The organism is Agrobacterium sp. LMR679 (assembly GCF_027157905.1).
GTDB lineage: Bacteria > Pseudomonadota > Alphaproteobacteria > Rhizobiales > Rhizobiaceae > Agrobacterium > Agrobacterium leguminum.
The window spans coordinates 2,023,933-2,037,173 of record NZ_JAPVOJ010000002.1 but is presented as its reverse complement, the minus strand read 5'-3'; the positions used below and the strand labels follow the sequence as shown (position 1 = coordinate 2,037,173).

The window sequence follows — 13,241 nt, the reverse complement described above, 5'->3', positions numbered from 1 at the left end:
GCGAAATCATGAAAAGAGAGCACTTTTCGGTTATCTGGTTTCCTTGCGGAAACCGGCATGGCCCTGAAACGACGGAACAAACCCATGGAACGTATCTATGACGTCTATGAAGACCGCTGCCCCACCCGCATGGTGCTGGACAGGATCGCCGACAAATGGGCGCTGCTGATCCTCGACCGGCTGCGGGTGGAAGCGGTGCGCTTCAATCTGCTGCGGCGGGAGATCAAGGGCATTTCGCAGAAGGTCCTGTCGCAGACGCTCAAGAAGCTCGAGCGCGATGGGCTGATTTCGAGGCAGGTGTTCCCGACAGTGCCGGTGACGGTCGAATATTCGCTGACGCCGCTGGGGCGGACGCTGACCGACACGGTGGCGGCGCTTGCCCATTGGGCGGAGGGAAATATCGACGCGGTGATGGCGGCGCAGAGGGCTTATGATGAGCGGGCGGTGGTTTAGACGGTCTTCGCGCCCGCGTAGCGACGGAAGCATGGGAGCGGCAAGCTCCTTTGTTGTTTCGTTTTGCAGACCATCGCTTCCGTCATACCGGACTTGATCCGGTATCCAGCCAGCCCAAGTCCTTGGGCTGAAAAGACTCTGTTCGCCGCGCAGACGCGCGTCGGCTGGATGCCGGATCAAGTCCGGCATGACGGAAGTGGGTTTCGCGTATCTTCCACTCCCTCAAACGCTCCTACCGCGAAATCCGCGTCGACAGAATGATCGACGACAGCGTGCGCTCCACGCCGTCAAGCGCGCCGATCCGGTCGATCAACCGGTCGAGATCGAGGATCGAAGGCGCGGCCAGAATGGCGATGAGGTCGAAGGTGCCGCTCACCGAATGCAGCGTCGTCACCTCCTTGATGGCGGCAAGCGCCGCCGTGACGCCGGGCAGAGCCTTCGGTGCGATGGTAATCAGCACATGGGCGCGCACCAGCCCGGAAAGATAGCTTTCCGAAAGCCTGAGGCCATAACCCGCGATCACCCCGTCCGCCTCCAGCCGCTCGATACGGGCCTGCACCGTGGTGCGTGAAAGGCCGAGCTTGCGCGCCAGTTCCGCCACCGGCATGCGGGCATTTTCGGAAAGCAGGGCGAGCAGCGCCCGGTCCTTGTCGGCAATCGTCATAGTGACCAATCCTATCGTCTTATTGCTCAATATTAACCCGCTATCCGCACATAGTGAAGCTGCGAATCGTCAATAAAAACTGGCATTCTGTTCTCGAAGCGCATCTGCGCTGACACATTTGCATTCACTGCGGGGAACAAAAACATGAAAAACATTGTCGTCATCGGCGCGGGCAATATCGGTTCGGCCATCGCCTGGATGCTGGCCGCCACCGGCGATTATCGCATCACCGTCGCCGACCGTTCGGCCGATCAGCTGGCCAATGTGCCGGCGCATGAACGGGTCGACACCGAAATCGTCGACATCACCGACCGTCCCGCTCTGGAAGCACTGCTGAAAGGCAAATTCGCCGTGCTTTCCGCCGCCCCCTTCCACCTGACGGCAGGCATTGCCGAAGCGGCCGTTACCGTCGGCACGCATTATCTCGATCTCACCGAAGACGTCGGATCCACCCGCAAGGTCAAGGCCTTGGCAGAAACGGCCGGGACGGCGCTCATCCCGCAATGCGGCCTTGCCCCCGGCTTCATCTCCATCGTCGCCGCCGATCTTGCCGCCAAGTTCGACAAGCTGGACAGCGTGCGCATGCGTGTCGGCGCTCTGCCGCAATATCCGTCCAATGCGCTCAACTACAACCTCACCTGGAGCACGGACGGGCTGATCAACGAATATATCGAGCCCTGCGAAGCGATCGTCGAAGGCCGCCTTACCGCCGTTCCTGCCCTTGAAGAACGTGAGGAATTTTCGCTCGACGGCGTTACTTACGAGGCCTTCAACACCTCGGGCGGTCTCGGCACGCTCTGCGCCACGCTGGAAGGCAAGGTGCGCACGATGAATTACCGCACCATCCGTTACCCCGGCCATGTCGCGATCATGAAGGCGCTTCTGAACGACCTCAACCTGCGCAATCGCCGCGATGTGCTGAAGGACCTGTTCGAAAACGCCCTGCCCGGCACCATGCAGGATGTGGTCATCGTCTTCGTCACCGTCTGCGGCACCCGCAATGGCCGCTTCCTGCAGGAAACCTATGCCAACAAGGTCTATGCCGGTCCGGTTTCCGGCCGGATGATGAGCGCCATCCAGATCACCACCGCCGCCGGCATCTGCACGGTTCTCGATCTGCTCGCCGAAGGCGCCCTGCCGCAGAAGGGCTTCGTGCGACAGGAGGAAGTGGCCCTGCCGAAATTCCTCGAAAACCGGTTTGGCCGGTATTATGGCTCGCATGAACCGCTGGCAAAGGTAGGGTAACTCAAGGGTATCCATCGGGGCGCGGCGTCGCCGCGCATGTCTTCTCCCCGCTCGGGAGAAGATGGCCCGAGGGGGCAGATGAGATGCCAGGTCGGGCGCCACTGACCAACAACGATTCTCCGCAGTTCACTGCAATGCGCTAGGGCGCGCAGAACATGCGGCTGTCGAAGGCGTTCAAATCTGAACGGAAGCGCACCGCCACGACCTTTTTCGAACCCTCTGCGTGCGTTTGCAGCACGGCGCTGACCTGCCCGGCTTCGGCGGGCGTGACAATCTCGCTGTAGCTCACGAGACCGGGCACAATATCCAGCTTCTCCACGTAACCTGCTATCTCGAAACTGTAAGGCACATCTGCCGAGATGAATTGCAGATTCACGACCCCGCCCGCGGGCAACGTGATTTTGTCGCCGACGGCGCATTGCGTTGAAGTATCCCCTTCAAGACCCTTGCCCCGCTCGTGGTATTGGAGCGTAAGCGCCCCATTTTCGGCCGTCACCAGGACAGTCAGTTCGCCATGACCGGGATCCGCAGCCGCCAGGTTTGGCGACGTAAACGTCATGGTCAGACCAAGCAGGCAAACAAGCTTCGATGCGTAATTCATTCTTCGTGGCTTCCCTCGTGAGTTACCGCCTGGCTCGCCTGATATCTCGAGACTTGCCCGCTCGCTCCGGCGCTACGGATCAGTCTTTCGCTTACGTCCCGCAAAACGTCCTGAAGACCCGTTCATGGCTCATCGGCGGCTGCATATAGACGAAATTGTCCGGCCGTTCATCGAAGGGCGTTGCAATCGCCGTCAGCATGGCGTGGAAGGGCTCGAAATCCCCCTCTTCCACCGCTGCTTCGATCAACTCCTCGATGCGATGGTTGCGGGGGATGATGGCCGGATTGGCGGCCAGCATCGCCGCTGATCGTTCGGAATCGGAAATCGCCTCGCGACCGGCTCTTTCCCGCCAGCGCGCCAGAAATTCGTCCGCCCCCGCAATATCGATGAACATGCCGCGAAACGGTTCGGCATCGCCATTGGCCGCATGGGAAAGACGCCTGAAGGTCAGCGTATAATCCGCCTCCGATGCCTGCATCAGCGCCAGCAGCGCCTGCACCAGATCGATGTCGCCCTCTTCCTCCGCCGTCAGGCCAAGCTTTTCGCGCATGCCGGAAAGCCAGCGTTTGGGAAAGGCGGCGGCGAAATCGGCGAGAACGGCATTGGCGAGTTCGGCGGCTTTCTCCACCTGCGGATCGAGCAGCGGCAACAGGCATTCCGCCAGCCTTGCAATGTTCCATTGCGCGATGCCCGGCTGGTTGTTGAAGGCATAGCGGCCCTGTGCATCGATGGAGGAGAAGACCTTGTTGGGGTGATATTCGTCAAGGAAGGCGCAGGGGCCGAAATCGATGGTTTCGCCTGACACCGCCATATTGTCGGTATTCATCACGCCATGAATGAAGCCCACCATCATCCAGCGGGCGATGAGGTCGCATTGCCGTTGCGCTATGCCTTGCAGCAGGGCGAGGTAAGGATTATCAGCGCCTTTCGCCTCGGGATAGTGACGGTCGATCACATAGTCCGCAAGGTTCCTGATCGCCTCGTCATCCTCGCGGGCGGCGAAAAACTGGAAGGTGCCGACCCGAATATGGCTTGCCGCAACGCGGGTGAAAACACCGCCCGGCAGACCGACTTCGCGCTGCACCCTTTCGCCGGAAAGGACGGCCGCCAGCGCCCGTGTGGCGGGAATGCCGAGCGCAAACATCGCCTCCGACACGATATATTCGCGCAGCACCGGGCCAAGGGCTGCGCGCCCATCGCCCCGGCGCGAAAACGGCGTCGGGCCGGAGCCCTTGAGCTGGATATCGCGGCGTTTGCCGTTCCTGTCGATCACCTCGCCCAGCAGAATGGCGCGGCCATCGCCCAGCTGCGGCACGAAACCGCCGAACTGGTGGCCGGCATAGGCCATGGCCAGCGGCTCGGCCCCCTGCGGCACGACATTGCCGGAAAAGATCGCCGCCAGCCTTTCATCGTCAAGGCCGGCCACATCGAGAAGGAGTTCATCGGCGAGCCCACGATTGAAGGCGATGAGCCGCGGCGCCTTCACCGGCGTCGGCAACACGGCGGCGCTGAACCGTTCCGGCAGGCGGGCATAGGAATTGTCGAATTTCATCACGGATAAACTCCCTGCTTTGCCCCTATATGGGGCCGGAAGGCGGCGGATGCGAGCGATAAATGCCCAACCTCCTCCATCGCTTCATTCAATTTTGCGCAATGAACTTTCCCGCGCCATCATCGTTCCTATGCTTGACCCGCAGAATGCCGAAGGAAAGGAAAAGCAATGACCGTCGTTGAAGCCGTAGCCGAACCGGAAAGCGCCATCCGCACCATTCATACCGATCTGCCCGTCAACGCCACCTTCCATGTCTGGCTGAAAGCGAAGAAAGACGCCGAGCCCGGTGCCGTCTCCTTTTCCAATCAGAACGGAAAATTCGCTGAGGTTTCAAGCGTCAACACGGAAGAGTTCGGTTTTCAGATCTATCAGGTTTTCGGCGGCGGCCATGTGGAGCTGAGTTACGACACGGTCACGACCGCAGTTTCCGTCATCTACTGGTTCACGGCGTCGGATGTGCTCGAAACCGGCATCACCGTCGTCCATACCAAGCCGGACAATGCCGCACCCGAACTTCCCGGCAGCTATCACTTCCGCCCGCCCTTCGGCTGGATGAACGACCCGAACGGTTTCGGTCGTTTCGAGGGGCGGCCGCACCTGTTCTATCAGCATTATTCGCACGGGCTCCGCTGGAACACCATGCATTGGGGCCATGCCGTCTCGTCGGATTATCTGCGCTGGCGGCACCTGCCGATCTTCCTTTTCCCTTCCGAGGATCTGACGACGCGGCCGGACAAGCGCGGCGGCGCTTATTCCGGTTCCACCATTCCGCTGGTTGAAGGAACGGGTATCCGCGTCTTCTTCACCGAGCAGGTGCAGGATCGCATTCCCGAACAGCAGATACAGCTGACCGCCACCTCCTCCGATCTCATCATGGCCGGGCAGGCCGAGGTCATTCTCGGCACTCGTCCGGACGGACAGGGGCTGACGCCGGATTTCCGCGATCCTTACGTCTTTCGCGGTCCCGACGGCCTGTGGAAAATGGTGCTCGGCAGCCAGAGCGACGGCGGCGGCGTCATCCTGCTCTACGAGACGCTGGACCCCACCGCCGCATCGGGCTGGACCTATGTGGGCAAGCTGTGGGTGGAAACGCGCTATAAAACCACGGCCATCGAATGCCCCTGCCTGCTGCCGCTCGACGGCCCGGCCAATGCCCGTTCCACCCGCTGGGTATTGATTTACGGGCTGATGCACTCGGAGGACCCCGAGACCGGCCGCAAGAACCTGACCATGGCCGATGTCGGCTGGTTTGACGGCAAGGTCTTCACCAAGGAATCCGGGCAGGAGCTGGATTTCGGCACCGACAATTACGCCTTCCAGGCCTTTCTGGATGGCGACAGCATCATCGGCATGGGCTGGCTGGCCAATTGGGCGGATGCCAATCCGGAGATCGATTTCCCCACCTCCATGACGCTGCCGCGCCGGATTCACTATGCAAACGGCGAGCTTCTGACCCCGCCCATCGGTGCGGCGGAAAGCCTGCGCAGCCATATTCTCGACCGCACGCGGCTGGCCGCCGGCGAAGGCGTTACCTTCATCAACGGGGCGGTGGAAATATTGTTCGAGCTCGCCTCACCCGGCGCGCCCTTCGAACTGGTGCTCGATCATCCGGCGGTCAGACTGGGTGTCGTTTCCGATGAAACGGGCCTGTGGATCCGCCACGAGGACGGGCGTGACGGCCCCTCGCCGCATTATATCGCCAAAGGAGCGAGAGCATCCCGTATCCGCATCTTTCTCGATTACGGCTCCATCGAAGTTTTCGCTAATCGCGGCCGATATGTGGGCACCAAGCGCCTCGAAGGTTTCGAACCGGTACGCTCAGCGCTGCTGAAGGCCGCCCCCGGCGCGGTGGTGCATGCCACCAGCTGGGCGCTGAAACCGTGAGGAACCTTTTGACGGATTGGGCGGTTGATAGACCGAAACCGTCCATTCCACGGACAAGGAGAAACGGCATGACCAAAATCCGCGACACCAGCGATCCGATCCTGTTTCCGACCGAAGCCAATGAAAACAAGGCCGAGAAAAAACGCGCCGGCAAGGGCATCGTCGTCATCATTGGCGCGATCGCGATCATGGCCTTCGTCGTCTATCTGGCGGCGATCACCATCGCCACCACTCAGTCCTGACGGCGGCGGAGGAGCCGCCTTTCGCTTGGTCGCATTTCCGGACGGAAAACCGGGGTCCACTTTTCCTGGAAATGCTCTAGTGCCGTTCGCCCCGCAACCCGCTGGCGGTCATGATCGCCAGCAGCGATACGACTACACCCAGCCCATAGAGGTAAACCATCGGCATCGTCACATCCGCCCGCTCGATCTGCCCCACCAGATCGGTCGCAGCGGCGACGGTGCCGCTGGCGCCCGCACCGGCGGCGGCGCCCAGCGTCGCGACCGTCGGCAGAAGCGCCCCCGTCATCTTGCGTTCCTCTTCCGGCGCGGCCTCCATGGCGGCCTGGCTGATGCCAGCCCATGACATGCCGAAGGCAGAGCCTATCAGAATTTGCCCGACAAGCATTTCTCCCCAGTTGCCGGTCGCAAGCCCGAGCCCCAGCAGCGCGCAGCCCGGCACCATCTGGTAAGGACCGTAATGCAGGCAAATCTCCCGAAGGCGGGCAGAACGCAGGCTGCCGATCAGCATCGCCACGAAGCTCCAGGCAAGCGGCATCGTCACCACGATGAAACCGGCAAAGGTCGGTTCATGCCGCCAGAGATTGATGGCGACATAAGCGAGATAGACGCTGCCCAGCGCATGGGCATAGGACATCAGGAACAGCACCCAGAAACCGCTGCCGAGCACCGTCTTCAGCCGAAAGGAATCCTTGGGGAAAAGACCGATTGAAGGCCGGGTGCCCGCGCGCAGCGAGGCCCACAGCAGCGCCGCGCCCACCAGCAGGGAAAGGGCGCGCAGGCTCGCATCCTCGAAGGCGGAAGGCGCGGAAAACGCCAATGCGCCGACAAGGCACAGAAGCAGCGGCACCAGCGGTTTACGCGTCGCCGCCACCGGCCGCTCGGCGGAGACGGCAATGGCGGTATAGGCCAGAAGCAGCAGGATCAGCGGCGCCGACAAGAGGAAGGTGGCGCGCCAGGAGATGTGTTCGGTGGCGAAACCGCCGGTCAGCGGGCCGATGAAGGAGGCGACCGCCCAGATCGCCGCCTCGATGGCGAAGACCTTCGGCAGAAGGCCGGAGCGGAAACCGGCGGGAATGAGGCTGTAGCACACGGCCACGATCAGCCCGTCCGCCAGACCCTGCAGGGCGCGGCCGACGACGACCCACAAAAAGTCGCCGGCGATTGCCGAGAGGACCGAACCGAAAGAAAAGATCAGGCAGCAGAGAAGCAAAACGACGCGTGCGCCAAAACGCTCGCGAAACAGGACGGCGGTGACGCCGCCCGCCACGGAACCGACGAAATAGAGACTATAGGCCCAGCTATAGAAGGCCGCGCCGCCGATTTCGTTGACGGCCACGGGCAAGGCCGTCACCACCGCGAACTGGTTGAAAGCGTGCAGGCCGATACCGGAGGAGATGACGGTCAGAAGCGAGAGATTCGCCCCGCTCAGCAATTCGCTCCAGCCGTTTTTCTCCGTCATTTCCATACTCGACAAAGCCGTATCCTTTCCATTCTTGCGATACGGCGGGCAAACTAGAACCTCAAGCGCCATTGAGGTCAAGACGGCTTTTTCACGCAATCCGGCCTGACGGAATTCAGTGACGGAATTCAACGGCGGCAGGAACCCTTAGCGCCTCCGGGCCGTTTGTCGAATGAACGGACAGAAAGGACACCGTCATGGACCGCGAAAAAATCCTGCCCCGCAACGAAGACGCCATGGACGAGGACCTGCTCGATCTCGATATGGACGCCCTTCCCGCCAAGGGAGAAATTCCGCAATCCATCGAACAGGAAATCGAGGAAGAAGAGGCGGAGAGCGAGGACGATCCCTATCAGGAAAGCGACGAGGCCCTGCCCGACGATGCCGAGGAAAGAGTGATCGACCGCAACCCTTCGCGGGAAGGCGGGACTTTCGACGAGGTTTAGGGAAGATTCAGGGCGCGACGGGACACGAGGCGCGTGAGCATATGGCGCAGATGATCCTGCCCGCCGAAAAAGACCGCAAGAATACGCACGGTCTTTTCACCCTCATCGACATCGAAATAAAAGACAGCCTGATTTTTCGTCACCCGGCGAAGGCTGGGCAATATTTCGGGCAATAATGTCCCCTGAAAAGGCGCTTTGTGAAGCGCTTCCATATCCGCCTCGATTGACCCCACCCGTCGCGCAGCGCGCGCGAAAGCCCCCGGCAAGGCGTCACCGAGGTCGAGATAGGACTGGATGAGATGGTCGAGAATGAGGCCGAGGTCCTGATCCGTCTGTGTCGAACGCAGGACCCTAAAGGCCATAGCCGGCCTTCTTGGCTGCGATCATCTCTGCCGTTCTTTCTTTGCCGTCTTCCACGGAGACGAAGTCGCCCTGCCCGCGCTCGACCAGCAAATCGCGAAGCGCGGCAAGTTCGGCGTCCTTCAGTTCCGTTTCCTGCCGCAGCAGTTCCAGCCCACGCTGGACGACGGCACTGAGGCTGGCATAACGCCCTTCCTCCACCAGCCTGCGGGCGAAACTGTCCTGCTGATCGGAGATGGAAACTGACGCCTTGACGGACATTGTGGCTATCCCGGTTCAAAAGAGATGCTACTCAGTAGCATATTTCGCCCACTACTCCAATGGGCGTTCTCAGGCGGGATCGATCATGCTGATGACACGTCCGGCGATTTCGTCGATCGTCGCATCGTCAAGGGTTTCGATATATTTCGCTTTCTTCTGGGCGACACGGGCAACAATGTCCATGCTTCTCACCTGATTGCATAGTGCGACACCCGTTGTCCTAGGCCCCGATATGTTCACGGCAAGCCCTGCCCTGCGTGTGAATACTCCGCCCGTCGTCACGGGAACGACAAGGCACAGTCCAACCGCATTGATTTCTCTGGGGGTGATGACGATACAACGATGCTCGTCCCTGATTTCGCTGCCGATGACAGGATTGAGGTCGACCAGATAAACGTCGCCACGTTTTGGAACCTGGCTACGGACCATCAAAGGGCTTCTTTGCCAACTGGCGGCGCTTCGTCCCACTCCCGCGCGCTGGCATTGAGGGCGGCGACTTCATCCGCACCCTCCAGCAGTTCGGCAAGCGTGAAGCGCTTCTTTTCCTGCCGAACCGGGCTGGCGACCAGTGCGCCGTTGTCGACCTCAAGCGTCAGTTGTTCACCGATTTCCAGCCCCAGCATCTTCAAAAGAGCGGGCGGGATGGTCATCACCGCCGCACCGCCCTGACGTCTTATTCTCGTCGTTACGGTCATCCGTCTACGCTCCATTTTGTGCAACATATGTAGCACATTTTGGGACCTGTGCAAACGGAAGCCGTCTCTCAACCCGCCCGTTCCGGCGAATAACCGGCGTCGCGGATCGCCGCTTCCGCGGTTGCGGCGTCGCCCGTCACGGTCAGCCTGTGAGCATCGAGGTCGATGCTGACGGATGCGCCGGGAAGAGCCTCCGTGAGAGCGCCGCGCAGCGTCTTTTCGCAATGGCCGCAGGTCATGTCCGGAATGAGGAAGGTGGTTGCACTCATGGTTTTCTCCTTCTGGCCGGTCGCGATATTGTCGCGCCGGCTGTCATTAAAGGTCAGTGGGTTCGCGCGTGCCTGGCGTCGGCCTTATCTGCGCCCGCGAGATCGTCGAGGATGGGGCAGTCGGGCCGGTGGTCGCCGCCGCAGCAATGGGCGAGATGGGAGAGCGTCTTCACCATGCTCTTCATCTCGGCGATCTTCTGCTCGAGATCGGCGATGTGGACGAGCGCGATTTCCTTCACCGCCGAACTCTCACGGCTCTTGTCCTGCCAGAGTTTCAGCAGCGTCTCGGTTTCTTCCAGCGAGAAACCGAGCGTGCGCGCCCGCTTGATGAAGCGCAGATTGTGCACGTCCTGCTCGCCATAGACCCGGTAATTATTGCCGGTGCGGGCGGCCGGCGTGATGAGGCCGATCTGCTCGTAATAGCGGATCATCTTGGCGGAAACACCCGATGCTTCCGATGCCTGGCCGATATTCATGACGTCACCTCCCGATGGGCCACCTTCGCCCGTTTCAACCGCAGCGCATTGGCGAGAACGAAGACGCTGGACAGCGCCATGGCGCCCGCGCCGATCATCGGCGATAGCGTGATGCCGAAGGCGGGATAAAGCACGCCCGCCGCAACAGGTATCAACGCCACATTGTAACCGAAAGCCCAGAACAGGTTTTCCTTGATGTTGCGGATGGTCGCCCGGCTCATCTCGATAGCGTTGACCGCACCGAGAAGATCGCCGCCGACCAGCACCACATCGGCGCTTTCAATGGCGACATCCGTGCCGGTGCCGACGGCGATGCCGATATCGGCTTCAGCCAGCGCCGGCGCATCGTTGATGCCGTCGCCCACGAAGGCCAGCACCTTGCCGCCCGCGCGCATCTCGTGGATCGCCTTCACCTTGCCCTCGGGCAGCACTTCGGCCACCACGCGGGAAATGCCGACCTGCCGGGCGATTGCATTCGCCGTGCGTTCATTGTCGCCCGTCACCATCGCCACTTCGATGCCCATCGCCTGCAACGCCCTGATGGCGGTGACACTTGACGGTTTCAGCGGATCGGCGACGGCAATCGCAGCCGCCAGCCTGCCGTCGATGGCGGCATAAAGCGGCGTCTTGCCCTCGTCACCCAGCCTTGCGGCGGCCTCAGCGAAGATATCGACCGAATGGCCGAGTTTCGCCATGTAACGATCCGCGCCGACTTCGACCCTGCGGCCATTGACGGTGGCGGCGATGCCGTAACCCGTCACGCTTTCGAAGTTTTCGACGGTCGCGGGTTCGAGTCCTGCAGGGGTCGCAACCTTCTTTTCTTCCGCAGCCCGGACGATGGCTTCGGCAATCGGATGTTCCGAACGGCCCTCGACGGCGGCGACCAGCGTCAGAACCTCGTTATCGGCAAACCCTTCCGCAACCACCAGATCGGTCAGTTCCGGGCGGCCCTTGGTCACCGTACCGGTCTTGTCGACCACGACAATTTCAGCCGAGCGCAGTTCCTGCAGCGCCTGTCCCTTGCGGAACAGCACGCCCAGCTCCGCCGCCCGGCCCGTGCCGACCATGATGGATGTCGGCGTGGCGAGACCCATGGCGCAGGGGCACGCAATGATGAGCACCGCCACGGCATTGACCAGCGCGAAAGTATAGGCAGGCTCGGGACCGAAGATCGCCCAGACGATGAAGGTCAGCACCGCAATGGCGATGACAACAGGCACGAAGAGCGCGGTGACGCGGTCCACCAGCAGCTGAATGGGAAGCTTGGATCCTTGAGCCTCCTCCACCATGCGGATGATCTGCGACAGCATGGTATCCGCGCCGACCTTGGTCGCCTTGAACTTGAAAGCGCCGGTCTTGTTGATGGTGCCGCCGACGACCGTTGCGCCGACCGTCTTTTCCACCGGCACCGGCTCGCCGGAGATCATCGATTCATCGACATAGGAGGAGCCTTCGACGACTTCGCCATCCACCGCCAGCCTTTCGCCGGGACGGATGACGACGATATCGCCGGCCACGAGGTCTTCGGGGGAGATATCGATTGTGGAACCATCGCGCTCCACCCGGGCGGTCTTCGCCTGCAGGCTCATCAGCTTGCGGATGGCGTCTCCGGTGCGGCCGCTGGCGCGGGCTTCGAGAAGCCGTCCGGTCAGGATCAGCGTGACGATGACGGTTGCGGCTTCATAATAGACGAACTGCGCCTCTTCCGGCAGCAGGTCGGGCGCGAAGGTCGCCACCACCGAATAGAGATAGGCGGCCGTGACGCCCAGCGCCACCAGCGAGTTCATTTCCGGCGCGCCGCGCAGCAGGGCCGGGAAACCGGTCTTGAGGAAACGCAGGCCCGGCCCGAAGATCACCGCCGTCGCCAGCGCGAAATAGATGTAATAGAGGTTCTGCGTGTCGATGATGCCCATCAGCCAGTGATGCATCGGCTCATAGAGATGGCCGCCCATTTCCAGCACGAAAAGCGGCGCGGTCAGGATCGCGGCAATCGTCAGGTCGCGTTTGAGCGCGCCCTCTTCGCCCGCATGCTGCATATGGTCGTGGCCGCCGGTCTCGCCCGCCGCCATCTGGCCGTGGCCCTGATGATGTCCGTGGTGCTGGCTGTGACCGTTATGGGCGGAATGGTCGTGCGGTTTCGGCGTCTTCAGCGCGAACCCGGCAAGCTTTGCCGTTTCCACAAGCGCATCCCGTTCGCGCCGGCCGCCAATCGTTTCCACGGAGGCCTTGCCGGAGGCAGCGTCGACCTTGACGGCGATTGTGGTGGCGACCGCTTCCAGAACGGCCTTCAGCCGCTCGGCCTCAGCCTCGCCCCGCAAGCCTTCCACCGCAAATTCGTGACGCTCCGGCGCGATATCGTAACCGACCTTCTTGATGGCGGCGCCAAGCGTTCTGGCCGAAAAACCCTCGGCCGGCTCGACGGTGAGCTTCTTCGTGGCGAAGTTCACGGAACTCGACATGACACCCGGCACCTTGGCCGCGGCCGTTTCCACCCGGCGCACGCAGGAAGCGCAGGTCATGCCTTCCACGGGGATGGAAACCGGTTCATGTCGATGGGCGTGTTTGACTGCCTCGTTCATGGGAAATCCCCTTTCGAGACCCTATGTAGAGATTCCCATGATGGGAAGGTCAAGG

The 13,241-nt window shown here is 61.5% G+C and carries 16 protein-coding genes; 5 read left to right on the top strand and 11 right to left on the bottom strand.

All coding sequences use genetic code 11. The features are described from left to right. The first annotated feature begins 84 nt into the window (after positions 1 to 84). The gene (locus tag O3W47_RS20620) at positions 85 to 453 is read left to right on the top strand and encodes a winged helix-turn-helix transcriptional regulator (RefSeq protein ID WP_003509204.1); all 369 of its coding nucleotides are present in this window, start codon (positions 85 to 87) and stop codon (positions 451 to 453) included. Between the two features lie 232 nt (positions 454 to 685). Here O3W47_RS20620 and O3W47_RS20615 read toward each other — a convergent pair whose 3' ends face one another. Continuing rightward, positions 686 to 1,117 carry an Lrp/AsnC family transcriptional regulator gene (locus O3W47_RS20615; RefSeq protein ID WP_052817598.1) on the bottom strand — a complete coding sequence of 144 codons (432 nt, stop codon included), beginning with the start codon at positions 1,115 to 1,117 and terminating at the stop codon, positions 686 to 688. A 144-nt stretch (positions 1,118 to 1,261) separates the two neighbouring features. Between O3W47_RS20615 and O3W47_RS20610 the strand changes: the two genes are divergently transcribed. Next, entirely contained in the window at positions 1,262 to 2,362 is a 1,101-nt protein-coding gene (locus O3W47_RS20610; RefSeq protein ID WP_269314500.1) for a saccharopine dehydrogenase family protein, read from the top strand. A gap of 139 nt (positions 2,363 to 2,501) precedes the next feature. On the opposite strand, the gene O3W47_RS20605 is transcribed toward O3W47_RS20610, so the two are convergent. Both O3W47_RS20605 and O3W47_RS20600 read right to left on the bottom strand, forming a co-directional pair. After that, complete coding sequence (locus O3W47_RS20605) at positions 2,502 to 2,963, bottom strand: hypothetical protein (RefSeq protein ID WP_269314499.1); 462 nt, start codon at positions 2,961 to 2,963, stop codon at positions 2,502 to 2,504. A 91-nt stretch (positions 2,964 to 3,054) separates the two neighbouring features. Then, positions 3,055 to 4,515, bottom strand: coding sequence for a protein adenylyltransferase SelO (locus O3W47_RS20600; RefSeq protein WP_269314868.1), 1,461 nt, complete (start codon positions 4,513 to 4,515; stop codon positions 3,055 to 3,057). Positions 4,516 to 4,683: 168 nt separating this feature from the next. On the opposite strand from O3W47_RS20600, the gene O3W47_RS20595 reads away from it, so the two are divergent. Next, positions 4,684 to 6,399 (top strand): glycoside hydrolase family 32 protein, encoded by a 1,716-nt coding sequence (locus tag O3W47_RS20595; RefSeq protein WP_269314498.1) that lies wholly within the window; start codon positions 4,684 to 4,686, stop codon positions 6,397 to 6,399. Between the two features lie 68 nt (positions 6,400 to 6,467). Further along, on the top strand, positions 6,468 to 6,641 hold the full coding sequence (locus O3W47_RS20590) for a hypothetical protein (protein ID WP_078051557.1): 174 nt from the start codon (positions 6,468 to 6,470) through the stop codon (positions 6,639 to 6,641). A gap of 76 nt (positions 6,642 to 6,717) precedes the next feature. On the opposite strand, the gene O3W47_RS20585 is transcribed toward O3W47_RS20590, so the two are convergent. Next, entirely contained in the window at positions 6,718 to 8,106 is a 1,389-nt protein-coding gene (locus O3W47_RS20585; RefSeq protein ID WP_269314867.1) for an MFS transporter, read from the bottom strand. 191 nt (positions 8,107 to 8,297) lie between these two features. Between O3W47_RS20585 and O3W47_RS20580 the strand changes: the two genes are divergently transcribed. Next, positions 8,298 to 8,546, top strand: a complete 249-nt coding sequence (locus O3W47_RS20580) for a hypothetical protein (protein WP_137003116.1) — start codon at positions 8,298 to 8,300, stop codon at positions 8,544 to 8,546. Here the strand turns inward: O3W47_RS20580 and O3W47_RS20575 are convergent. From O3W47_RS20575 to O3W47_RS20545, 7 genes are all read right to left on the bottom strand, one after another. Continuing rightward, positions 8,543 to 8,908, bottom strand: coding sequence for a type II toxin-antitoxin system RelE/ParE family toxin (locus tag O3W47_RS20575; protein ID WP_262534973.1), 366 nt, complete (start codon positions 8,906 to 8,908; stop codon positions 8,543 to 8,545). The two genes, O3W47_RS20580 and O3W47_RS20575, sit on opposite strands and share 4 nt — an antisense overlap. Further along, positions 8,898 to 9,167, bottom strand: coding sequence for a ribbon-helix-helix domain-containing protein (locus O3W47_RS20570; RefSeq protein WP_262534972.1), 270 nt, complete (start codon positions 9,165 to 9,167; stop codon positions 8,898 to 8,900). Before O3W47_RS20570 ends, O3W47_RS20575 begins: the two co-directional genes overlap by 11 nt. A gap of 69 nt (positions 9,168 to 9,236) precedes the next feature. Continuing rightward, entirely contained in the window at positions 9,237 to 9,596 is a 360-nt protein-coding gene (locus tag O3W47_RS20565) for a type II toxin-antitoxin system PemK/MazF family toxin (RefSeq protein ID WP_137003111.1), read from the bottom strand. Continuing rightward, positions 9,596 to 9,862 carry an AbrB/MazE/SpoVT family DNA-binding domain-containing protein gene (locus tag O3W47_RS20560; RefSeq protein ID WP_059753836.1) on the bottom strand — a complete coding sequence of 89 codons (267 nt, stop codon included), beginning with the start codon at positions 9,860 to 9,862 and terminating at the stop codon, positions 9,596 to 9,598. Before O3W47_RS20560 ends, O3W47_RS20565 begins: the two co-directional genes overlap by 1 nt. Positions 9,863 to 9,930: 68 nt before the next feature. Then, complete coding sequence (locus tag O3W47_RS20555; RefSeq protein ID WP_137452188.1) at positions 9,931 to 10,131, bottom strand: heavy-metal-associated domain-containing protein; 201 nt, start codon at positions 10,129 to 10,131, stop codon at positions 9,931 to 9,933. A 53-nt stretch (positions 10,132 to 10,184) separates the two neighbouring features. Next, positions 10,185 to 10,607 carry a Cu(I)-responsive transcriptional regulator gene (cueR, locus tag O3W47_RS20550; RefSeq protein WP_127758198.1) on the bottom strand — a complete coding sequence of 141 codons (423 nt, stop codon included), beginning with the start codon at positions 10,605 to 10,607 and terminating at the stop codon, positions 10,185 to 10,187. Continuing rightward, complete coding sequence (locus O3W47_RS20545) at positions 10,604 to 13,186, bottom strand: heavy metal translocating P-type ATPase (RefSeq protein WP_269314497.1); 2,583 nt, start codon at positions 13,184 to 13,186, stop codon at positions 10,604 to 10,606. The genes cueR and O3W47_RS20545 overlap by 4 nt, the downstream gene beginning before the upstream one ends. Between the last annotated feature and the right edge of the window lie 55 nt (positions 13,187 to 13,241).